General features: G+C 70.9%; 20 protein-coding genes. 8 read left to right on the top strand and 12 right to left on the bottom strand.

The window, feature by feature from the left end; translation table 11 throughout:
- Window positions 1–103: 103 nt before the first annotated feature.
- From J3486_RS20755 to J3486_RS20745, 3 genes are all read right to left on the bottom strand, one after another.
- Window positions 104–1,648, bottom strand: a complete 1,545-nt coding sequence (locus tag J3486_RS20755; RefSeq protein WP_207822297.1) for a polyamine aminopropyltransferase — start codon at window positions 1,646–1,648, stop codon at window positions 104–106.
- A 112-nt stretch (window positions 1,649–1,760) separates the two neighbouring features.
- On the bottom strand, window positions 1,761–2,285 hold the full coding sequence (locus J3486_RS20750) for a DUF2617 family protein (protein WP_207822296.1): 525 nt from the start codon (window positions 2,283–2,285) through the stop codon (window positions 1,761–1,763).
- Between the two features lie 350 nt (window positions 2,286–2,635).
- On the bottom strand, window positions 2,636–2,989 hold the full coding sequence (locus J3486_RS20745) for a hypothetical protein (protein WP_207822294.1): 354 nt from the start codon (window positions 2,987–2,989) through the stop codon (window positions 2,636–2,638).
- Window positions 2,990–3,138: 149 nt separating this feature from the next.
- On the opposite strand from J3486_RS20745, the gene J3486_RS20740 reads away from it, so the two are divergent.
- A complete protein-coding gene (locus J3486_RS20740; RefSeq protein WP_207822787.1) occupies window positions 3,139–4,338 on the top strand; it encodes a pyridoxal phosphate-dependent aminotransferase in 1,200 nt (399 codons plus the stop codon).
- Window positions 4,339–4,651: 313 nt separating this feature from the next.
- The gene (locus tag J3486_RS20735) at window positions 4,652–5,845 is read left to right on the top strand and encodes a hypothetical protein (RefSeq protein WP_374194750.1); all 1,194 of its coding nucleotides are present in this window, start codon (window positions 4,652–4,654) and stop codon (window positions 5,843–5,845) included.
- A gap of 21 nt (window positions 5,846–5,866) precedes the next feature.
- Here J3486_RS20735 and J3486_RS20730 read toward each other — a convergent pair whose 3' ends face one another.
- Complete coding sequence (locus J3486_RS20730; RefSeq protein WP_207822292.1) at window positions 5,867–6,415, bottom strand: YbjN domain-containing protein; 549 nt, start codon at window positions 6,413–6,415, stop codon at window positions 5,867–5,869.
- Between the two features lie 164 nt (window positions 6,416–6,579).
- Window positions 6,580–9,177 carry an ATP-dependent chaperone ClpB gene (clpB, locus tag J3486_RS20725; RefSeq protein ID WP_207822290.1) on the bottom strand — a complete coding sequence of 866 codons (2,598 nt, stop codon included), beginning with the start codon at window positions 9,175–9,177 and terminating at the stop codon, window positions 6,580–6,582.
- A 159-nt stretch (window positions 9,178–9,336) separates the two neighbouring features.
- Here clpB and J3486_RS20720 point away from each other — a divergent pair, with 159 nt between their 5' ends.
- Window positions 9,337–9,750 (top strand): pyridoxamine 5'-phosphate oxidase family protein, encoded by a 414-nt coding sequence (locus J3486_RS20720; RefSeq protein ID WP_207822288.1) that lies wholly within the window; start codon window positions 9,337–9,339, stop codon window positions 9,748–9,750.
- A gap of 116 nt (window positions 9,751–9,866) precedes the next feature.
- Here J3486_RS20720 and J3486_RS20715 read toward each other — a convergent pair whose 3' ends face one another.
- Window positions 9,867–10,223: a hypothetical protein gene (locus tag J3486_RS20715; protein WP_207822286.1), complete on the bottom strand. Its 357-nt coding sequence runs from the start codon at window positions 10,221–10,223 to the stop codon at window positions 9,867–9,869.
- Window positions 10,224–10,548: 325 nt separating this feature from the next.
- Here J3486_RS20715 and J3486_RS20710 point away from each other — a divergent pair, with 325 nt between their 5' ends.
- Window positions 10,549–11,538, top strand: a complete 990-nt coding sequence (locus J3486_RS20710) for a helix-turn-helix transcriptional regulator (RefSeq protein ID WP_207822284.1) — start codon at window positions 10,549–10,551, stop codon at window positions 11,536–11,538.
- Window positions 11,528–12,505: a helix-turn-helix transcriptional regulator gene (locus J3486_RS20705; protein ID WP_307804881.1), complete on the top strand. Its 978-nt coding sequence runs from the start codon at window positions 11,528–11,530 to the stop codon at window positions 12,503–12,505. Before J3486_RS20710 ends, J3486_RS20705 begins: the two co-directional genes overlap by 11 nt.
- On the opposite strand, the gene J3486_RS20700 is transcribed toward J3486_RS20705, so the two are convergent.
- The 5 genes from J3486_RS20700 to J3486_RS20680 form a co-directional block, all read right to left on the bottom strand.
- Complete coding sequence (locus tag J3486_RS20700) at window positions 12,479–13,501, bottom strand: helix-turn-helix transcriptional regulator (RefSeq protein WP_207822282.1); 1,023 nt, start codon at window positions 13,499–13,501, stop codon at window positions 12,479–12,481. The two genes, J3486_RS20705 and J3486_RS20700, sit on opposite strands and share 27 nt — an antisense overlap.
- A gap of 215 nt (window positions 13,502–13,716) precedes the next feature.
- Entirely contained in the window at window positions 13,717–14,838 is a 1,122-nt protein-coding gene (locus J3486_RS20695; RefSeq protein WP_229378330.1) for a sugar ABC transporter substrate-binding protein, read from the bottom strand.
- Window positions 14,839–15,156: 318 nt separating this feature from the next.
- Window positions 15,157–15,531 (bottom strand): nuclear transport factor 2 family protein, encoded by a 375-nt coding sequence (locus J3486_RS20690; protein ID WP_207822280.1) that lies wholly within the window; start codon window positions 15,529–15,531, stop codon window positions 15,157–15,159.
- Between the two features lie 122 nt (window positions 15,532–15,653).
- Window positions 15,654–16,490: a helix-turn-helix domain-containing protein gene (locus J3486_RS20685; RefSeq protein ID WP_207822278.1), complete on the bottom strand. Its 837-nt coding sequence runs from the start codon at window positions 16,488–16,490 to the stop codon at window positions 15,654–15,656.
- A 143-nt stretch (window positions 16,491–16,633) separates the two neighbouring features.
- A complete protein-coding gene (locus tag J3486_RS20680; RefSeq protein ID WP_207822276.1) occupies window positions 16,634–17,161 on the bottom strand; it encodes an ATP-binding protein in 528 nt (175 codons plus the stop codon).
- A 146-nt stretch (window positions 17,162–17,307) separates the two neighbouring features.
- Here J3486_RS20680 and J3486_RS20675 point away from each other — a divergent pair, with 146 nt between their 5' ends.
- A complete protein-coding gene (locus J3486_RS20675; protein ID WP_207822274.1) occupies window positions 17,308–18,156 on the top strand; it encodes a helix-turn-helix transcriptional regulator in 849 nt (282 codons plus the stop codon).
- On the top strand, window positions 18,153–18,338 hold the full coding sequence (locus tag J3486_RS20670) for a DUF397 domain-containing protein (protein ID WP_207822272.1): 186 nt from the start codon (window positions 18,153–18,155) through the stop codon (window positions 18,336–18,338). The genes J3486_RS20675 and J3486_RS20670 overlap by 4 nt, the downstream gene beginning before the upstream one ends.
- Before the next feature lie 51 nt (window positions 18,339–18,389).
- Here the strand turns inward: J3486_RS20670 and J3486_RS20665 are convergent, their stop codons facing one another.
- Window positions 18,390–20,093, bottom strand: a complete 1,704-nt coding sequence (locus J3486_RS20665) for a cellulase family glycosylhydrolase (RefSeq protein ID WP_229378329.1) — start codon at window positions 20,091–20,093, stop codon at window positions 18,390–18,392.
- Window positions 20,094–20,415: 322 nt separating this feature from the next.
- Between J3486_RS20665 and J3486_RS20660 the strand changes: the two genes are divergently transcribed.
- Window positions 20,416–22,200: a DUF2207 domain-containing protein gene (locus tag J3486_RS20660; RefSeq protein WP_207822269.1), complete on the top strand. Its 1,785-nt coding sequence runs from the start codon at window positions 20,416–20,418 to the stop codon at window positions 22,198–22,200.
- Window positions 22,201–22,257 lie beyond the last annotated feature (57 nt).

Below are 22,257 nucleotides of genomic sequence, written 5' to 3'. Positions count from 1 at the left end.
GTGCATTCGGATTCGTGGAGATCCTCGGGCCCGGTGGGGCTTCTCGCGCCGTTCCCCGCGACCAGCCACAACGCAACCCGCACCCGGCCACCCACCTCCGAAGCTACGGCGCGACATCCCCGTACCGCGGATGCACCAGCGTCGACGGTGCGTACGTCCCCCCGGACCGAACGACCCGCACCTCCCCGGCCCGGGGCACCTGCCACCCCCCGAGCACGAACCCCGCACCCCCGCTCCCCCGGTACGCGACCACCCGCAGCCCCGCCGACCGCACCGTCTCCGCGACCGTCCAGAACCGCCCCGACACCGGCCCCCCGTGCACCACCACCCGCCCGGAGGGCCCGAGGACGCGCCCCACCAGCCCGTAGAACTCCTCCGAGTACAGCTTCGTACTGCTGGTGAGCGCCGGATCGGGCAGATCGCAGACCACCACGTCGTACCGGCCCCGGGCGAAGCCCCCGCGCTCGGCCCGCAGCAGCCCGAACACGTCTCCCGTGGTGACCCGCACCCGCGGATCCCGCAGCGCCCGCCCGTTCAGCGCGCTCAGCCCCGGGTCGGTGCGGGCGAGGCGGACCACGGCCGGGTCGGTGTCGAGGACGTCGACCCGCCGCACCCCGGGGAAGCGGAGCACCTCGCGCGCCGCGATCCCGTCGCCTCCGCCGAGGACCAGCACCCGGGCGTGCGGACCGCCGCGCATGGCCGGGTCGACGAGGTCCGCGCGGTAGCGGCCGGCGTCCGCGCCGCGCACCCGGGCCCGCCCGTCCAGGTACAGGCCGAGCGGGCGCCCGTGCTCGCCGCCGGTCAGCACGACCTCCTGCACCGGGCTCTGCACAGCCACCCGCACCGGCGCACCGAACAGCGCGTGCCGCGCCGCCCGTTCGAAATCTCCGACCAGGACCCAGGCGACGGCGAGCACGGCGAGCACCGTGACGTTGGCGACGAGCAGCAGCCAGCGGCCCCGCCGGCTCAGGTCGCCCCGGAAGAGGCCGAGGACGAGCGCGCCGCCCGCCACCGCGTTCACCGCGCCGGTCAGCAGCGCGCCCGTGAGCTGCCCGAACAGCGGCAGCAGCACGAACGGGAACGCGAGGCCGCCGACCAGCGCCCCCACGTAGTCCGCGGCGAAGAGGTCGGCGACGGCGCCGCCGGGGTCCTGTCTGCGGATCCGCTGGATCAGCACCATCAGCAGCGGCACCTCGGCGCCGATCAGCACCCCGATGGCGAGCGAGAAGGCGACCAGCAGACATCTCGGCCCGTCGCTCCACGGCCCGCCCCAGTCGCCGGTCCACGCGAACACCGCGTACAGCGCCATCGCGCTGCATCCACCGACGAGCGCGAGGACGGCCTCGACCATGCCGAAGCCCGCGGCGGCCCGGCAGCGCAGCCGCTTGGCCGCGAGCGAGCCGAGGCCCATCGCGAAGACCATGACGGAGAGCACGACGGACGCCTGGGTGACCGAGTCGCCCATCAAGTACGAGGCTAGGGCCACCAGTTCGAGCTCGTAGACCAGTCCGCAGGCCGCGCAGACGAAGACGCCCAGCAGGACCAGGAACCGGCCGGTCCCGGGCTTCACCGGGAGCGGGGCCCGGCCCGGCCCGCTCAGGGGCCGCGGGACCCCCGAGTGCGGGGCAGGGGCGTGCGGATCGATCACTCCTGGAACGCTACGTCACCGCTCAACTCCGCCCGGTCACCCACACGTGTGGAAAAGGCGCACCGAAGGCATACGTACGCCGACAAGCGCCGGGCCATGGGCACCTCTCACGTCAGAGCAGGGCGCCCGCGGGCATCCGCACACCCACCCGGGTGCGCGTGGCGACGAGTTGACCGTCCTGCGGGTACGCGTGCCAGGTACGCCAGTGCACCTGGCCGTCGTGCCGCTGGGCGAGCATCGCGGTGAAGGCATGCGGACTGCCGGGGAAGACACCGGCCAGACCGTTCGGATGATCGGACACCAGGGCGAGCAGTTCCTGCGCCCGGCCCGCGAACTGACCTGGTGTCAGGTGTTCGACGCGGGCCGCGAACTCGTACTCCCAGTCGCCCAGGCGCTTGGCGACGCCGAGCGGCAGCGGGGTGCTGCTGCCGGGGATACAGGCCACGGTCTCCGAGCAGGTGCCGTTCGCCTCCTCCAGAAGTACCTGGTGGGAGGCGCCGAGCAGTCTCAACTGGAGCGTGGCGCCGGAGAGTTCGAGGTCCAGGGTGGCGAGCGCGGGGAGCGGCTCACGGCCCAGGGCCCAGGCGAGGTCGTCGGCACTCGTGTCGGTGTACGCGGTGTTCAGGGTCGTGAGCATGGGTCGGCTCCGCTAGCACGCAAAGGGAGGTGGGGCCGGCTGTGTCAAAGGGACCGGCTCGTGCCCACGCGAACGCTGTGAATACGTAGTACGAGGGCTGAGTTGACGGGTTACAACGACTGAAAGGGAATCATGGGCGGTGGCGCCGTCACAGCGTTTTTACCCAACATCGCAGGGTTTCCATCCCCTCGGGCGCTGCACAGCTCAACTGTTCAACTTCCAGGGCCACGGAATGCGCCCGGCGCACACCTTCCGAGACCGTGACCGCACATGCGTGCGGCCCTCGCGGACCGACTGCCCCGTGTCAGTCGCCTCCGCGCGGGCCGCACGCTCCCCGTGTGGGTGCGGCGTCAGCTGCCGCCGCCGCACCCGCCCCCGCCGCCGCACGACGAGCCGCCCCCGCAGGAACTTCCGCAGGAGCTGCCTCCGCCGCACGAGGAACCGCCCCCGCAGGAGTGACCGTGGTGGTGCCCCGACGAGCCGGACGAGCCCGAGGAGCACGAGATGCCGCCGCTGCTCGCGGCGCCGCCGGCGGCCCACCAGCTGTTGTCGCTGCCGCTGCCGCGGCCCGAGGTCCGTGACCGCGTCTTGTTCAACGACGTACGTGAGGTACGCGGTGAGCGGCCGCTGCCGCCCGCCTTCGCCGTACCGATGACGATGGCGACCACCAACGCCACGAAGACCACGATGACGACTGCTTCCATCACCGGCCTCCCTCTCTGTTTTTCGCTTCCCCCGTGTCCCCCGAGGGGCGCCCCGAGCGGGCGTGACAGGGGGATGCCCCTGCGCGTACGCGGTCAAAGCAGAGTTGAGGAAGTCCAGAGGTTTGAGCATGGCGGGGCTTCGGCGCAGGATGGCGGCCATGACCTCCAGCGCGCGCCCTCTGCTCAACCGCCGTCTCGCCGAGTTCGGGACCACGATCTTCGCGGAGATGTCCGCCCTGGCCCTGTCCACCGGCTCCATCAACCTCGGCCAGGGCTTCCCCGACACCGACGGCCCCGAGCAGGTGCGCGAGGCGGCGGTCAGGGCGCTGCGCGACGGGCGCGGCAACCAGTACCCGCCGGGCCCCGGCGTCCCGGAGCTGCGCGCCGCGATCGCGGAGCACCAGAAGCGGCGGTACGGGATCGAGCTCGACGCCGACCGCGAGGTGCTCGTCACCGCGGGCGCCACCGAGGCCATCGCGGCGTCCCTGCTCGCGCTGGTCGAGCCCGGCGACGAGGTGATCGCGTTCGAGCCGTACTACGACTCGTACGCGGCGAGCATCGCGATGGCGGGCGGGACGCGGGTCCCGGTGACGCTGCGGCCGTCCGTCGAGGACGGCGCCGCCCGGTTCCGCCTCGACCTCGACGAGCTGCGCGCCGCCATCACCCCGCGCACCCGGCTGCTGCTGATCAACACCCCGCACAACCCGACCGGCACCGTCCTGACCCGCGCCGAGCTGACCGCGATCGCCGAGCTGGCGGTCGAGCGCGATCTGCTCGTGGTCACCGACGAGGTCTACGAGCACCTCACCTTCGACGGCGCCGAGCACGTGCCGCTGGCCACGCTGCCCGGGATGCGGGAGCGGACGGTGACGATCGGCTCGGCCGGCAAGACGTTCTCGTTCACGGGCTGGAAGGTCGGCTGGGTCACGTCCACGCCGGAGCTCGTGACGGCCGTCCGCTCGGCGAAGCAGTTCCTCACGTACGTCTCCGCGGGTCCCTTCCAGTACGCGGTCGCCGAGGCCCTCGCGCTGCCCGACTCCTACTTCGCGGACTTCCGCGCCGACATGACGGCCAAGCGGGATCTGCTGGCGGCGGGGCTCACGGAGGCGGGGTTCGAGGTGTTCCGGCCCGCGGGCACGTACTTCGTCACGACGGACATCCGGCCGCTCGACGCCTCCGGCGACGGGTTCGCGTTCTGCCGCGCGCTGCCCGAGCGGTGCGGGGTGGTCGCCATTCCGAACGCCGTCTTCTACGACGACCGGGCCGCCGGGGCGCCGTTCGTACGGTTCGCCTTCTGCAAGCGGGAGGACGTTCTCGCGGAGGCGGTGGGCCGGCTGAAGCGGCTCTGAGCGAGCCCCTTCCTTCCTGCTCGGCTTCGCCGTAGGGGGGACTGTCTCGTGGGAGGCCGCGGGCCCGGTGGGGGCTGGTCGCGCAGTTCCCCGCGCCCCTGAAGGCATGCGCTGACGCGCAGCCTTCCCCGTCGGGGAGATGCCGCACCGAAGGTGCGCATCTCAGGGGCGCGGGGAACTGCGCGACCAGCCCCCACCGGAGCCGCAGACAACGACCGACCACCCCCGGGCCACGATCCGACCCTGCCCCGCGACGAACCCGGTCGGCGCAGCCCAACGCGCGGGTGCGGGGCGGGCGTCGGAAGGTTCGGTTGTGACCGAGTCGAGCAGCACCGCCGTTCTTGACGCCCCCTCAGCCACAGCACCGCACCTCGGCAGGACCGCGCGACGCCCCGCGACCGCGCTGCGGGCCCTCGCGCTGTTCGCCGCCGCGCGCCTGACGGGCCTGCTCGCCGTGGTGCTCGACTCCTGGCTCGACGGACGGCAGCCCTTCGCGGTGCTCGGCCGCTCCTGGGACTCGCTGTGGTACCTGAGCATCGCCGCGCACGGCTACGGCGCCCGCACGATGCACCACGGCCCCGCGATCGTCTACCAGGACCTGGCGTTCTTCCCGCTCTATCCGGCGCTGACCCGCGCCGTGCACCTGGTGCTGCCGGTCAGCCTCGGGGCCTGCGGGCTGCTGGTGGCCTGGGCCGCGGCGGCCGCGGCCGCGCTCGGCATCCACCGCATCGGGCTGCGCCTGTACGGCCCGTCCGTGGCGACGCTGCTCGTCGTGCTGTGGGGCGTCATGCCGCACTCGGTGGTGCTCTCCATGGGCTACACCGAGCCGGTGCTCACCGCCTTCGCCGCCTGGTCGCTGTACGCGGTGCTGACCGGGCGCTGGCTGTGGGCGGGCTCGCTGGCCGCGCTCGCCGGCCTGTCCCGGCCCAACGGTTTCGCGGTCGCCGCCGCCGTGCTCGTCACCGCCGCCTGGGAGCTGGTGCGGCGGCGCGGCCGGGTTCCCCACAGGCTGTGGACGGGCGCGCTGCTCGCGCCGCTCGGCTGGGGCGCGTACATGCTGTGGGTGGGGTTCCGGAAGGGCGATCCGCTCGGCGGGTACTTCGGGGTGCAGAAGGCCTGGGGGTCGACGTTCGATCTCGGGTTGGGTTCGGCGCGGTTCGCGCGGAACATGCTGCTCCGCGGGGACCTGGTCATCTTCCCGACGGCGCTGCTGATCGTCGCGGTCGGCGTACTGCTGTACGCGCTGCTGCTCCTGGACCGGGCACCGCTGCCGCTGCTCGTCTACAGCGGGGTGCTGCTGTCGATCGCGGTCTGCGGCTCCGGCTTCTTCGAGTCCAAGCCGCGCTTTCTGCTCCCGGCGTTCCCGCTGCTGCTGCCGCTGGCCCGAGCGCTGGCCAGAACGGCGAGAGCCCGGCCCGCGCACGCCCTCCTGGTGGTGGCTGCGCTGGCCGGGCTCTCCCTGGCGTACGGAACGTATCTGCTGCTGTACGCACGCAGACCGCTGTAGGCGGTCCGGGCCGTCGGGTTACTACTCGGCGTCGCCCTCGGGCTTCTCGTCGTCCTCGCCCTCGGCGGCGTCGACGTCGGCCTCCAGGCCGAGCTGCTCGACGAGCCAGCGGTCGAACTCGATCGCGGCGCGGACCCAGCTGACGGTCGACGACACGAAGTGCTCCAGGGAGACTCCGGTGCCGATCAGCATCTGGGCCTCGCCGATGAGGCGGACCGTGCCGTCGTCGTGCGTGTGGCTGTAGACCTTGGGCCACAGGGTGCGGCGGTTCCAGTCGTCGATCGACTCCAGGAGCTGCGGCTTGGCCTCGATGGTGTGCGGCCGGTCGTAAAACGTCCGCACCGAGAAGACCTGCTGGTCACCCTCGCCACGGAACATGAAGTACGTGCGGAACTCCTCCCACGGCGCGGCGAGGTCGCCCTCGTCGTCGATGACGTGCTTGAGCTCCATCTGGTCGAGCAGCTGCTTGACCAGGTCCTGGTCGGGAATGACGGGGCCCGCCGGTCCCGCCCCCTGCTGCGGCTGGGGCTGTCCCCCGAAATTCGGAATCGAGGACGGGTCGATGCTCACGTGCTTGTTCCCTTCGTATGGATGCGGCCATCCTCTCCCAGGAGGCCCCCCGGGGGGCAAGCCCGGCTTCGCGTCTGCCGGGTCGTGTTCGCTTCCGGCTGCACGCCGCGGCGCGACCGCCGACGGACACGCCCCCGCGCCCCAGGGGGCGCGGGGGCGTACCGCTACAGCGTCTTCCCGGTGGCGGGCCCCACGATGAGCCCGTCGCCGAACGCGTCCACCCGGACCGTGTCGCCGTCCTTGACCTCGCCGGAGAGGATCTCCTTGGCCAGCCGGTCGCCGATGGCCGTTTGGACGAGGCGGCGCAGCGGGCGCGCACCGTAGGCCGGGTCGTTGCCCTCGTCCGCCAGCCACGACAGCGCGGCGTCGGTGACGTCGAGCGTGAGGCGGCGGTCCGCGAGGCGCTTGGCCAGGCGGTCGAGCTGCAGGCCCGCGATCCGGCGCAGCTCGTCCTTCTCCAGGGCGGAGAAGACGACCAGGTCGTCGAGCCGGTTGAGGAACTCCGGCTTGAACGACGCCCGGACGACTTCGAGGACCTGCTGCTTCTTCTCGTCCGCCGAGGAGAGCGGATCGATCAGGAACTGGCTGCCCAGGTTGGACGTGAGGATCAGGATCGTGTTGCGGAAGTCGACCGTGCGGCCCTGACCGTCGGTGAGCCGGCCGTCGTCGAGCACCTGGAGCAGGATGTCGAAGACCTCCGGGTGCGCCTTCTCCACCTCGTCGAGGAGCACCACGCTGTACGGGCGGCGGCGCACCGCCTCCGTGAGCTGTCCGCCCTCCTCGTATCCGACGTAGCCGGGGGGCGCGCCGACCAGGCGGGCCACCGAGTGCTTCTCGCTGTACTCGCTCATGTCGATGCGGATCATCGCCCGCTCGTCGTCGAAGAGGAAGTCGGCGAGCGCCTTGGCCAGCTCGGTCTTGCCGACGCCGGTCGGGCCGAGGAAGAGGAAGGAACCCGTGGGCCGGTCGGGGTCGGCGATGCCGGCGCGCGTACGGCGTACGGCGTCGGACACGGCGCGCACGGCCTCGCCCTGGCCGATGAGCCGCCGGCCGAGCTCGTCCTCCATGCGCAGCAGCTTCTGCGTCTCGCCCTCCATCAGGCGGCCCGCCGGGATGCCGGTCCACGACGCCACGACATCGGCGATGTCGTCGGAACCGACCTCCTCCTTGACCATGGTGTCGCGCGCGACCTCTTCCTCGGCCTCGGAAGCCTCCACCAAGTCCCTTTCCAGGGTGGGGATCTCGCCGTAGAGGAGCTTGGAGGCCGTGTCGAAGTCGCCGTCGCGCTGGGCGCGCTCGGCCTGCCCGCGCAGCTCGTCGAGCTTCTCCTTCAGCTCACCGACGCGGTTGAGGGACTGCTTCTCCTTCTCCCAGCGGGCGGTGAGGCCGCGCAGCTCCTCCTCCTTGTCGGCGAGGTCGCGGCGGAGCTTGTCGAGCCGCTGGCGGCTCGCGGGGTCGGTCTCCTTGCCGATCGCGAGCTCCTCCATGCGCAGCCGGTCGACGGCGCGCTGCAGCTCGTCGATCTCGACGGGCGACGAGTCGATCTCCATACGGAGCCGCGACGCCGCCTCGTCGACGAGGTCGATGGCCTTGTCGGGGAGGAAGCGGGAGGTGATGTACCGGTCGGAGAGGGTGGCGGCCGCGACCAGCGCGCTGTCGGCGATCTGGACCTTGTGGTGGGCCTCGTACCGGCCCTTGAGCCCGCGCAGGATCGCGATGGAGTCCTCGACGCTCGGCTCGGCGACCAGCACCTGCTGGAAGCGGCGCTCCAGGGCGGGGTCCTTCTCGATCCGCTCCCGGTACTCGTCGAGGGTCGTCGCACCGACCATGCGCAGCTCGCCGCGGGCGAGCATGGGCTTCAGCATGTTCCCCGCGTCCATGGCGGAGTCGCCGCCGGCGCCCGCGCCCACGACGGTGTGCAGCTCGTCGATGAACGTGATCACCTGTCCGTCGCTCTCCTTGATCTCGGAGAGGACGGTCTTGAGCCGCTCCTCGAACTCGCCGCGGTACTTCGCGCCCGCGACCATCGCGCCCAGGTCGAGCGAGACGAGCCGCTTGTCCTTCAGCGACTCGGGCACGTCCCCCTTCACGATCCGCTGCGCGAGCCCCTCGACGACGGCGGTCTTGCCGACGCCGGGCTCACCGATGAGCACCGGGTTGTTCTTCGTGCGGCGCGACAGCACCTGCACCACGCGGCGGATCTCCTGGTCCCGCCCGATGACGGGGTCGAGGCGCCCCTCGCGCGCCGCCTCCGTGAAGTCCGTACCGAACTTCTCCAACGCCTTGTACGACCCCTCGGGATCCGGTGTCGTCACCCGGCGCCCTCCCCTGCTCTTCGCGAACGCCTCGGCCAGCTGCTTCGCCCCGGCCCCATTCTCGGTCAGCACCGCACCGGCGGCCCCGCCCTTGGCGGCGATGCCGATCAGCAGATGCTCGGTGGAGAGGAACTCGTCGCCCAGCTTCTTCGCCCGCTCACCGGCGTCGGCGACGACGGCGAGCATGTCGCGGCTCGGCTGCGGCGGCGCGACGGTCGACCCGGTCACGCTGGGCAGCTCGCTCAGCACGCGCTCGGCACCGGCCCTGACGTCCGCCTGGTCGGCGCCGACCGCGGCCAGCAGGTCGGTGATGTTCTCGTTCTCCTGCCCCTCCAGCAGGGCCAACAGCAAGTGCGCCGGGGTCAGATCCGGGTGTCCCCCGGACACGGCCCGGCTGGTCGCCGCGTTGATCGCGTCGCGGCTCCGGTTCGTCAGCTCGGCGTCCACGTGCCTGTTCTCCTCCACGTCGTCCAACTGGGCCCTGGCTCTACCGGGCCCTGACGGGCCCCGCTGCGGCCTTCTCACTACTCTTGAATCTGACTACTCCAACGTACACAAAGTTGAGTCTATTCCGCTCAACCTTCAGATGAAAGGTAGGTTCGCGGCATGGCCAAGCGGATCGACCTCGACGCCCCCTCCGACGCCTTCCTCAGCTTCTGGCGGGAACGGCACCTGTGCACGCTGACGACACTGCGCCCCGACGGCACGCCGCACGTCGTCCCGGTGGGCGTGACCTACGACGCCGAGGCGCGGGTCGCCCGGGTCATCACCAACAAGGCCAGCCGCAAGGTCGCCCACCTTCTGGCGGGCCCCGGGCTCGTCGCGGTCTGCCAGGTCGACGGCCGGCGCTGGGCCACGCTGGAGGGGCGGGCCACCGTGCACACGGACCCCGAGCGCGTCGCGGACGCCGAGCGCCGCTACGCCGAGCGCTACACGCGCACGCCGTCGCCCAACCCGGACCGGGTGGTCATCGAGATCGCGGTGGGCCGGGCCACGGGCAACGCCGTCTTCGACGCGTAGCCGGGTATCCGGGGCACCGCACGCAAAACTGCAGCGGCGCCACCGTGATTCAGGTTCACGGTGGCGCCGCTGCGGGGGGAAGCACCTGCGCGATCTACAACGACGGGGGCATCGCGTCAGGCACTGCGGGGGGTGGCTGTGGTGCGGGGGGACGCCTCTCGGGACGCCCGCGAGGCCTCGGGTCCTGCCTCGCCGACCAGCTGGTGGTCCCGCTGGTCGAGGTTCACGAAGATCATTCCGTACCGGACGACGGTCCGCACCGGCTGTGGGGCGCCGCGCGGCCGACGCAGACACCGGAAGGCCCGGATGTCGTCGTCCTCCCGCACCACGACGATCGGTTCTCCGAAGAGGGTGACCATGAGGGAGTCACCCACGTTCGGGATCGCCGTCACGAGATCGATCGTGTGCCAACCGGACCGGTAGGCGATCGCCATCTCGCGGCGCAGGGTTCTGTCGTCGGGTGGGGTCATCATCCCTCTTCGCCCCCGGCGGCGGTCGAACGGCCCCAGGCCACGTCATCGGCGGCGGCGGGGCTGGCGACGCTGTGCGTACCTACCTGAGCAGAGCCCCAGGCAACATCGCCCGGCGCACTGGTGGCGGCCGTGCTCAGCGCCAGCGCAACAGCGACGACCGCCGCGCCAAGCATTGAGCGAAGCATTCTCTTACTCATGTCGGCTTCGTCCTTACCTGATGGCTTCTTCTCCCCCGCACCACAGACGATGACTCATTCGTGCGTGTGTAAGCCACAGGAGCGATGCATCATGTTCCTGCACGTTCAGGACCCTGGGGGGTGGAGATTTGCCAACAAAAAGCACACAACCGACACATCCACATCCAGTCACTGAGCTGTGCCCTGAAGGCGAGCGTCTTTACGCGAGTGCGCTCAGTGCGGGACGGATCGCACGTGCCGAAGTCGATCTCGCGCCTTGCCTGGTGGAATTCGCGCTGCTGCACCCTGACCCGGACGACGCCCGCTGGCTGCGTCCGGTTCCCCCGTCCGTCGTGCTCGCTCAGACGCTGCAGCCGATAGAACGCGAGATACAGGAGCGGCGGCAGCTCACCGCCGATCTCACGACTGCTTTCCAGCCATTCATGGCCATCAGTGCTCAGATGCCTCCGACCACGCACGCCATCACGGTGCTGGAGGGCGTGGGCCGCATCAACGCCGCCCTGGACCGGGCCATCGGCGAGAGCCGGCGGGAAGTACTCACGATCCAGCCGGGCGGCGGCCGGTCCGAGCATCTCCTGAGCGAGGCGCTGGAGCGCAGCAAACCCCTGATAGAGCGCGGCATCTCCATGCGCACTCTGTACCAGCACACCGTCCGCTACAGCCAGAACACCTTCGCCTACATGGACAAGATGGCCGGGGCACGGGTCGAGATACGGACGACGGAGGAACTCATCGAGCGCCTCATCATCTGCGACCACGACGTCGCCTTCATCCCCGCCCAGGCCGGCGACAACCTGGCGCTGGAGCTGCGGCACCCGGGCCTGGTGCAGTACCTCATCAATGTCTTCGACCATCTGTGGCGCCGCGCCACCCCGCTCCAGGAGGACGTCTCCTACGAAGCGACGCCGGAGGGGATCACCGGCGTCCAGCGCTCCATCGCCAAACTCCTCGTGGAGGGGCACGTCGACGAGGCCATCGCCCGCCGCCTCGGCATGAACGTCCGCACCTGCCGCGCGCACATCGCCAAGATCGCGGCCGCCCTAGGCAGCGGTAGCCGGGCCCAACTCGGGTACCTCATCGCACAGTCCGGGATGCTGGAGCAGACGCGTGACGACTGACATACACCCCCACGGTCCCGAGGAGATGTGCGAGGCGGGCACGGCCCTGTACACCCGCGCCCTGCGTGAGCGCCGACTGCACAGGGACGACACCCAGCCCGTCCCCTGCCTCGAATCGTTCGGTCTGCTCCGCCCGGACCCGGAGGACCCGCAGTGGCTGCACCCCGCGTCCCCCGCGGTCGTGCTCCCGGAACTGCTGAAGTCGGTCGAGAGCACCATCGCCGAACAGCGCAGCAAAGAGGTGCGTCTGGCTCAGACGTTCGCCTCGCTCATCGACATGGAGGCGGAGCGCGCCACGGTGCCGAGGGCACCCATGATCGATGTCCTGCTCGGCCTCCAGCGCATCAACGAGGCCATCGCCGAGGCCACCTCGACCTCGTCGAGCGAACTGCTGACCATCCAGCCCGGACCGGCCCGCCCCGCGTCCATACTCGCCACGACCCTGCCGCGCGAACAGCAACTGCTCGCCCGCGGCGGCCGGATGCGGACGCTGTACCAGCACACCTCCCGGCACTCACCGGCCGTCCTCGCCCACTACGAGCAGCTCGCCGGGGACGTCCAGGTGCGCACGCTGGACGAGGTCGTCGAACGCCTCGTCATGCTGGACCGCAAGGTCGCCTTCATCCCCGCGAACGCGGACCGCACGGTCGCGCTGGAGATCCGGCACCCGGCACTGATCTCCTACCTCGCCACCACCTTCGAGCGGCTGTGGCGGCTGGCCACCCCGATGTTCCCGCAGGACGCGGGGGAGGAGGCGTCGGCGGGGTCGGTCACCACCCGCCAGCGCACCATCGCGGCGCTCCTCATCGAGGGCCACACGGACGCCGTCATCGCCGAACGTCTCGGCATGAACATCCGCACCGTCCGCGTCCACATCGCCAAACTGGCCGCCACCCTCGGCAGCGACAGCCGGGCTCAGCTCGGATACCTCATAGGGCAGTCAGGGATCCTGGATCAGGACGGGTGACGTCCCGGGCGACGACGGTTCAGGGTCGGCCAGGCCCGACTGGGCTATGCGCACGCCCAGTTGAGTGCGGTTCGAGGCACCCAGCGTCTCCGCCAGCCGCGCGATGTGCGCCCGGCACGTCCGCACGTTCATCCCGAGCCGCTCGGCGACCACCGCGTCCGTGTGGCCCTCGGCGAGCAGCGCCGCGATGGCCCGCCCCTGGTGCGTGATCCCGGCCGAGTCCGCCCCGGGCAGCCGCTGCGTCGTCGGCATCGCAAGACGCCACAGCCGGTCGAAGACGGTGACCAGGTACGCGACCAACGCGGGGTGCCGGATCTCCAGCGCGAGCGTGCGGTCCGCGTTCGCGGGGACGTACGCGACCGTCGAGTCGAACGCCATGAGCCGCTCCGGCACCTCGTCCAGGGTCCGCACCTCGACGACGTCCCCGACCATGTCCAGATACTCGTGGAGCCCCAGGCCGTGCCGGGCCACATGCGTGTACAGCGTGCGCATCCGCACCCCGCGCTCGCGCATCCCCTCCAGCCGCCACGCCGACTCCGCCAGGTCCAGCTCGCTGCGGATGCCGCCCGGCTGGATGGTGCGGGCCATGCCCTCGCACGCCGCGCCCGCCTCGTCGACGGCCTCCTGGATGCGCTCCTTGCCCTCCAGCAGCCGGGCGACCCCGCGGTCGGGCCCCGAGCGGATGTCGAGCTCCGCGTAGCGGGAGAGCGCCTCGACGGTCGCCCCCAGCCGCCGGTGGCCTTCCGCGACGGCCTCGTACGTCGAGCGCAGCGCGCCCGCCATGGCCTGCTGAGGCGGCACCGGGACCAGCCAGTCGGAATCGCGCGGATCCGTGTACAGCAGAGCGAGGCGCACCAGGCAGGGGGCCTCCTCGGCCGCGTCGCGCGGCAGCCGGCCCGCCCGCAGCGCCTCGCTGTACAACCGGTTCCCGGCGTCGCACAGCCGCTCCACACCGTGGTCGTGCCGTCCGTCCGCCGTGCCGCCCCACTCCGTCATCGTCACCCCACCCGGCCTCAAACAACGCATATGCAGCGCTTGTTCATGGTTTGCGCAGACCCCATGAAGGTGCTGACGCAACAAGCTGACGGTAGCGCCACCCCTCTCCCCCGGGCAGGCTGAACCCCAGCGCTCCCCAAGCGCACCGGCCCTGACCAGTCATCCCCCGCCTGGCCAGGGCCGGGCAAGGGGAGTTCGACCGGCTCCCGGGGCGGTTACTTCAGGCCTGCGTCCGCGCACGGCTGCGCGTAGCCGCCCGCGCAGATCTCCTTGACCGTGAAGATCTTGTCCTTGACCACGGTCTGCTTGATGTTCTTGCGGGTCAGGGCCACCACGCTGATGCTCGCGGTGTGGATCTGCTTGTTCGTCGGGCTGTCCACGCGGCTCGTCGCCAGGGCCTCGAACTCGATGTCGCGGCCCTGGGCGGCACGCACCGCCATCTCGGCGGCGGTCGCGGCCTCGTCGGGGTAGGGCTTGTACACGCTCATGTACTGGTCGCCCGTCAGAATGCGGCGCACAGCAGCGAGTTCGGCGTCCTGGCCGGTGATGGGCGGCATCTTGGTGACGCCCGCCGCCTTCAGCGCCTCGATCACGCCGGCCGCCATGCCGTCGTTCGCCGAGTAGACGCCCGCGATGTTCGACGCGCCGATCGCGGAGATCGCCCGCTCCATGTTGGCCTTGGCGTTCTTGGGCTTCCAGCCCACCGTGTCGTACGACTCGGCGACGGTCACCCTGTTCTCCAGCTCCGCGCGGGCGCTCTCCTTGTACTGCGCGGCGTTGGGGTCGGTCGGCGAACCGTTGATCATGACGACCTTGGTGCTCTTGCTCGCCTTGTCGCCGAGCGCGGCGACCAGTTCCTTGCCCTGCGTCTGGCCGACGAGTTCATTGTCGAAACCGACATAGGCGTCGACCGGGCCCTCGGCGAGGCGGTCGTAGGCGATGACGTGGATGCCCGCGTCCTTCGCCTTCTTCACGGACGCGGCGATGGTCTTGGCGTCGACCGCGTCGACGATGAGGGTGTCCACCTTCTCGTCGATCATCTTCTGAACCTGATCGTTCTGAAGGTCGGCGTCCTGGTCCGCGTTGGCGTACACGAACTTGCCCTTGCCGTCGGTGAGCTCGTCGACCTGTCTCTCGATGATCGGCCGGTCGAACTTCTCGTAGCGGGCGGTCTCCTTCTCCGGAAGGAGCAGACCTATCTTCACGTCATTGCCCTTGCGCACGGGCGCGCTGCTGTCGCTGCTTCCCCCGGGCAGCACACCACCGCAGGCCGTGAGCGAGACCAGCAGGACGGATGCGGCGCCCGCCGTCGTGACGCATCGCATTCGCGTGTTCATTACGGATACCTCCCTGACGTGGCCGCGACGGTGCGACCGAGGTGGCTCGAAAGCCAACTCGTCCGCCCAGACGGCGTCAAGAGGTGAAGTCATACCGCAATGGAACCGCTCCCTCCCCTTCCCTCCATAAATGCACAGACCCCCAATACTGGACACCTGTGGGGCACCTCCCGATGTCCCACACAGGTTCGTCACAGGGTCGGCGCTTGCGGCGGCGCCGGTTCCGGCTCGTCACGGAGCGGAACCGGCCACGCCGGCGACACCGCAGCACCGCAGCCGCAGCACCGCAGCACCGAACCGGGAGAGCCCGGTTGGGGCTCAGGCGGGTACGCGGTCCAGGAATCCGTGCACCGCACGGATCCGGCCGTCGTCCGCGAGCTCGATCACGTCGAACCCGGCGACCGGCGCCGACCCGTCCGCCTCGGAGACCAGCTCCCAGCCGAACCGGGCCACCCGGTGGTGCCCGTCGACGTCTCCCAGCGGCCGGAAGAAGAAGCCGGGGAACTGCTCGTGCGCGCCCCCGATGACGGCGGCGACGCCGTCGTGGCCCGCGGCCTCGGCGAGCGGGTCGGTGTAGCTGCCGTCCTCCGTCCAGGCCGCTGCGACGGCCTTGGCGCGCTCTTCGGGCGTCCGGGCGTTCCAGGCCTCGAAGTAGCGGGCGACGGCGGCGGTGTGGATGTCGTTGGCGGTCATGGCAAGCCTCCTGAGCTACCGGAAACACCTGAAGTACCTGGTCAAGGGGCCGGAGCCCGGACGGAGTGCGCCGTCCGGGTTCCGGTGACCTCAGAGTGCCGCTCGGCCCCGGTCCCGGTCGATTACGTCCGGGGTAAGGCAGCCCGCCCAGGGTCGGCGGCGTGGGCCCGGCAGCCGGGACAGCGGTCCGGTTCCGGGCCCCGGTAGGCGCGGTCGCAGACGTCGCAGTTGTGGAGGGGATGGAGGGCGGGTGGCGCGGCGGCCGGCGGCTGGAACGGCCGGTCCCACACCGGGAGTTGCACCGTCAGCCGGTGTGCGAGCAGCGCCGCCGGGCGGTGGATCGGGCGGTCCGGGAGGTCCCGGGTGAGCGCGTGCCGGACGGCCGACGGGGTCAGGCCCCGTTCCAGCCAGGCGGCGACACCGGGTGCGAGCCGTTCGGCGTCCCGGGCGGAGAGGGCCAGGCGGGCGTCGGCGCGGTGGAGGGTGGCGAGGACGTCGGTGGCGGCCCGCAGGAGGCCGGGCCCCGGCGCGCGTTCCGGGTGCGGGACGGCGAGGGGCTTGGGCTTCTTCTCCCGTACGGGCGTGCGCACGGCCGGGGCGGCCCGGTCGACGGCGCCGGGCCGGTTGCAGGAGACCGTGCGCGTGCGGACCTTCCCGTCCGGGGTGCGCAGCCGCTCCCGCCGCAGGTAACCGTGGGTCTCCAGCTCGCGCAGGGCGGCGGCGATACGGGTGGAGCCTTCCGGGAAGCGGGCGGTGAGGGTGCGGATGTCGGCGCGGGCCCCGGCCGGGAGCGACTGGATGTACACGGCGAGCCCGATGGCGAGTCCGGAGAGTTCGCGATGCTGTGCGAGATGGTTGCCGATGACCGTGAAACGGCTGTGATGCCGCACGTTCTCGTGAACGATGCCGCCAACGCCGGACTCGGCGTGCGGGGGCGCGCTAGGGTGCTGGATATCCATCGGGAAGTTGGCCTTCCTCGGTGGTCAGGCCCTCGCCTTGGGACCGTTAATCCCGGCGGGGGCCGTCGCATGTTTGCGGTTGTGTTGTTGGGCGTGAGCGTAGAGGGACCAACCGGCCGCAGCGCAAGCCGAGTTGGCTACCTTCACCCGTCCGAGTGGCGGCGGGAGGAGGGGTGGGGCTTGGTCAGGTTTCTTTCCCTCTCGGATGTTCCTTTGGGGTTGAAGCCCGAGTGACCGGAGCACGCGTTTCCGCGCCCCGGTGACAGGTCGATCTCAGCCCAGACGGTCTTGCGGGGCGCCGGTCCCGCCGTGACGCCCCAGCGGTCGGCCAGTGCTTCTACGAGGATGAGGCCGCGCCCCGACTCCCCTTCACCCGAGCCGAGTTGAGGGCGCCGGTCGCCCCGGGCGTCGGCGACCTCGATGCGCAGGACGCCCTCGGCCACGTACAGCACCAGCCGGAAGTCCCGCCCGGGGAGCCGGGCGTGCGTGACGGCGTTCGCGGCCAGCTCCGCCACGATGTGCGCCGCGCCGTCCAGTACGCACACGAGTTCCCAGGTGCGAAGTTGTTCGACGGCGAGGAGGCGCGCGAGCCGGGCCGCGCGGGGCGTGGGCGACAGCTGAACGCTGAAGTGATGGGTGGGGCACGCCAGTTGGGCGACTTCTTGATTCATGTGACTCAGCGTGGCCGCGCCTGCCTACCCTGACCCGCGACATGCCCGTCACGTACGGTGACTGTCCAGCTTTTGTCCAGAGCTGTACAGGCTGTCCAAGGTGCCGTGCGGGTAGTGCCGTGGGGAATCTCGGGAGGTGCGCACGGATGACTGAGGCGACGGACAGTGACGGCTGGGAGCTCGAACCCGGCGACGAGCAGGGTGCGGCGGTCATCGCCCTGGTGGGGCGGTTGCTGAAGGCGCGACGGGAGGCGCTGGGGTTGCGGGTACCCGAACTGGCCTCCGCGATGGGGTACGGGGAGGGGCTCGTCTACAAGGTCGAGTCCGGGAAGCGGATTCCGCGGCCGGAGTTCCTGGACAAGGCGGAGGAGGTGTTGGACGCCGGGGGGCTCATCACGGGGCTGAAGGGGGACGTCGCGGAGGTGCGCTACCCCAAGCGGGTACGGGACATCGCGGCAATGGAGGCGCAGGCCGTCGAGCTGACGGCGTACTGGAATCACAATCTGCACGGTCTGTTGCAGACACCGGAGTACGCACAGGCCCTCATCTCCATGTGGCGACCGACGCTGACGCGGGAGCAGATCGAGCGCGGCGTGGCCGGACGGGCGGCGCGGAAGTCCGTGTTCGAGCGTGATCCGGCACCCAGTCTCAGCTTCATCCAGGAAGAGGTGACCCTGCGCCGCCCGATCGGAGGGAAGATGGTGCTGCGGCGTCAGCTCGAACACCTGCTGGACATCGGGCAGTTGCCGCACGTCGAGATCCAGGTGATGCCGACGGACCGCGAGGACCACTCCGGGATGAGCGGGGAGATGGAGGTGCTCAAGTTCAGGGACGGAACAGCGATCGGACGCTGCCACGGCCTCTACGCCGCACGCCCCGTCTCCGACGCGAAACAGCTCCGCGTCATCGAACTGCGGTGTGGCATCATCCGGGCTCAGGCTCTCCCACCAGGGGAGTCACTGGTCTTCATCGAGCAAGTGCTGGGAGAACTATGATCCGCGAGACCTCTGAACTGGCCTGGTTCAAGAGCAGCTACAGCAGCGGCAGCGACGACCCGAACTGCGTCGAGGTCGCCCACACCCCCGGCACCACCCACATCCGCGACTCCAAGGACACCCAGGGCCCCCGCCTCCTGGTCGGCGAAGCCGCGTGGCGGAGGTTCGTCGGGGAGTTGTGACCGTGGCAGCCCGGACGGCGTGTGCCGACCGGGCTGCTCTGTGACGGTGTGTCAGGACGTAGTCCCTGTCACGGTGTTGCCGGACTTGGTGATGGTGTACGTGATGTTGTCACCCGTCCAGAAGCGGAACGTGAGTGTGACCGGAGCGTCGTCCTTGAGCGACTTGAGGAAGTCCGGCTTCACAGTGGTGGTGTTGGCGCTGTAGTCGGCGCGGTAGTTGTCGAACGACTGGAACGTGGTCCAGGACGCCGGTCCGGCCGCGGTGCCGTCGGCGTAGGTGGACTCCACGTTGGCCATCAGGGCGCCGTTGAACCGGGTCGGGATGGTCAGGCCGTCCAGCGTTCCGGTGGCGTTGGAGAGCACCGGCTTGTCGTAGGAGCGGATGAAGAGCTTCCAGGGCACACCGGCGGAGTAGCGGATCTCAAGGGTGGCGTTGACGCCGTGGGCGCGGTCGCCCGCGAGCCGGGTGAGGGCGTCGGCGGTGAGGGTGAGCCGGTCGCCGTCGAGGGTGTAGTCGCTGCCCGAGGTCAGCTCACGGTCGCCCTCCCACAGGCCGGTGAACGTCTGGCCGTTGGGGTTCAGGGTGAGGGTCTGCGCCGTGAGGGCGCCGGAGGCGGGCAGGAAGACGTTGTCGGTGGAGGCGGTGCCCGAGCGGGTGGTCCAGGACGTCTTCATCAGGGCTTCCATCTCGGGAACCATCCACTGCATGGTGCCGCGGTTGAGGAAGTCGTTCGCGGCGTCCCAGAGCGCCGTGGTGAATCCGCTGCGCCGGGCCTCGTAGGTGAGGTGCTCGTAGTACTTCAGCATCTCGCCGCGCTCGACGACACCGGAGTAGGGGGAGGTGAGCAGGCCGACCTCGCCCACGTAGACGGGGATGCCCTTGGCGGCGAAGGTGTCGTGCACCCGGGCGAAGCCGTCGGTCAGGTCCTTCTGGCTCGTGGCGTCGTAGGTCGTGCCGCCCGCGATGTTCACGCTGAACGGGTACCAGCTGTAGTAGTGCACGGTCGCCACGAGGTTGCGGTCGCGCAGCCCCGTCATCGTCGTCGACAGGTCGTCGAGCCAGTGCTGGGCGCTGTTGGTCTCCTCCGAGGGCAGGACGAGCAGACGGTCCTTGTTCTGCCCACCGGACGCGCGCACGACGTCGTGGAAGGCCGTGTTGAGCTCACGCAGGTACTGGGTCTTCTGGGCGTCGGTCGCGTTGTTGAACTGCGGCTCGTTGATGCTCTCCATGAGCAGCGCGCGCGGTTCGTCCTTGAAGGTGGTGGCGATCTGCTGCCAGGTCGCCTTGAACCTGGCCATGACCTTGTCGTGGTCGGTGGACATGTCGGCGATCCACTGCCACGAGTCGTGGTGGACGTTGATCTCGACGTAGAGGCCGTCCTCCAGGGCCCAGTCGACAACCTGCTTGACCCGCTTCATCCACGTCGGGTCGATGGCGTAGGGGGCGGTGTCGGACTGGTGGGGGTACCACGTGACGGGAATGCGGACGCTGCGGAAGCCCTGGGCCCGCAGGCCGTCGAACGTCGCCTTGGTGGTGAGCGGGTTGCCCCAGCTGGTCTCGTCGGGGATGGCGTCGAAGGTGTTGCCGAGGTTCCAGCCGGGCTGCATCCGGGCCACGGCGGCCATCGGGTCGCGCGGGACCGTGACCGCCGCGGCCTTGGCGGTCGCCCGGGACCGCTGGTCGGCGGGCGCGGCTGCGGCCGTCCCGGCGCAGAGGGCGCCGATGGCGGCCAGAGCCACCACGAAAACGGCCATCCTGTGGCGTCCGCGGGCCGGTGGCCGGCCGGCTCGCTGCGCTTCGTGCTTGCTGCTCGTCCCGGTTCTCATGGTGATGCGACTCCTGTTCGTCGAAGCGCTTCAATTGCCGGGCGAGACTAGTGAGGCGATTCCGGGAGGGCAACAGGCCGGACGCAGCGAAATCCCGCTACTCACAGGGGAGTTGACGATTTCTGTGAGATGTGTCAGCGTCGAAGCGCTTCAACAACTGTGGCCCCGCTCGACACGTTGTCACTGTGGCGGCTGGGACCGAACGGCCCTAGGCTGCTGCCCTTTCGTGCACGCGGCAGTTGGGGGCGTCTTGAGCGGAGCGAAGAAGGACGGCGCCGGAGCCGGGTTCTCCCCCACGCGGCGGCTCAGAGTGCGCGGCAGCGTGTGGACCGTGGTCGTCACCGTGCTGCTCGGGCTCGTCGTGTGGTTCGCCGGGGCCGCCGGGAACACCGAGCGGGTCGACCGCATGTGGGTCGGCGCGCGGATCGCCGAGGACGGCAGCGCACGCGTCACCGAGGTCATCGACTACGACTTCGGGCACCCGGTGGACGGGCGCCACGGCATCTACCGCGACATCCCCGGGCTGCCGTACGGCATCGACGACGACGAGGTCCGCGCCACGATGGACGGGGCTCCGGTCCCGTACGAACTCGTGTACGGCGACAACAACCACCAGAACATCCGGGTCGGTGACGCCGGCCGAACGGTCAGCGGGCTGCACCGTTACCGGATCTCGTACCCGCTCCCGGACGTCGTCAAGAAGGGCAGGCTCGCCTGGGACGCCGTCGGCACCGGTTGGGAGGTCGATCTGCGGAACGTGGAAGTGCAGGTCACCGCGCCCTTCGGCCTGGACAGGGTGCGCTGCGTGCGGGGCAGGACCGGATCGCGGCAGAGCTGCCCGTTCACCGGGACCGGGGACGGGCGGCTCGGCGGCGCACCGGGGACGATCCGGGCCGGTCACGGCGTCACCGTGTACGCCTCCGCCGGTGCGCCGAACGGCGACGGCAAGGCGGCCGCGCTCCGGCCGCCCACCGGGGCGACACCCACCGCCGAGGCGTCACCGAACCCCCTGCGGACCGCGCTGACCGTGGCCGGAATCGCCCTGGGCTGCGCCCTGTCGACGGTCGTCGCGCTGCGGCTCGCCGGACGTGACCGGCGGCCGGACGCCCCGGTGGAGGTCCGTGACGCCGCCTCGCCGCCCGAAGGGCTCACCCCCGCCCAGGGCGGCATCCTCCTCGCCGAACGGGTCGAACCGCACCACCAGGTGGCGTGGCTGCTCCATGCGTCGCTGCGCAGGCACATCTCCGTGCGGGGCACGGGGCGGCATCCCGTGCTGCGCCGTACGCCCGGCCTGGCGGGCGTTCCGGACGCGGACACCACGGCCGTGCTGGACGACATGTTCGCGGGACGCAAGGAGTTCGTCCTCGGCAGCCGCTACGACCCGCTGTTCAGGTCCGCCTGGAACTCCCTGAACACCAGGCTCACCGCATGGATGGAGACGAGCGGGCTGTGGCAGCCGTCCAGTGCGCGGCGCGTCCTGGCGGGCCGGTGGGCCGGGCTCGGTCTGACCCTCGCCGGAGCCGTCACGGCGTGCGTCGGCACGGTCCTCAACGGCGCCGTGAAGTCCTCGGGCCCGCCGGTGTACAGCGCGGGCGCGGCCTTGACGGGGATCGGCATCGCCCTGCTGTTCCACTCCTGGGAACTGCACTCCCGTACGGCCGAGGGCGCGGCCCTGCGGCTCCAGGTGGAGGGCTTCCGACGGTGGCTCGGCGGCGCCGCGGCCCGGCCGGAGGGTGAAGTCCCCTACGACAAGGACCAGTTGGAGCTGCTCACCGCCTGGGCCGTGGCCCTGGGCATGGCGGAACGCTGGGAGCGGACCGTCGCCGAGGCCACCGCCGTCCCCGGCGGCCCCCGCGGCTCGACCACGCTGGCCCAGTACCTCCCGGCACTGGCGGTGACCCTCGTCGCCGCGGCGGCCGTGTCCACCACGGCGCCGTCCTCCAGCGGGGGCGGCGGCAGCAGCGGCGGCGGTTCGAGCGGCGGCTCCGGCGGTGTCGGCGGCGGCACGGGCGGGGGCGGCGGCGGCTCGTGGTGACGCGGAGACGTCACAGGTTCCGGACAGACCCGGCCGGGCCGGACCGCCGGACCGCGA

The organism is Streptomyces sp. VRA16 Mangrove soil, from assembly GCF_017377775.1.
Lineage (GTDB): Bacteria > Actinomycetota > Actinomycetes > Streptomycetales > Streptomycetaceae > Streptomyces.
This window is presented reverse-complemented; position numbering and strand designations above follow the sequence as displayed.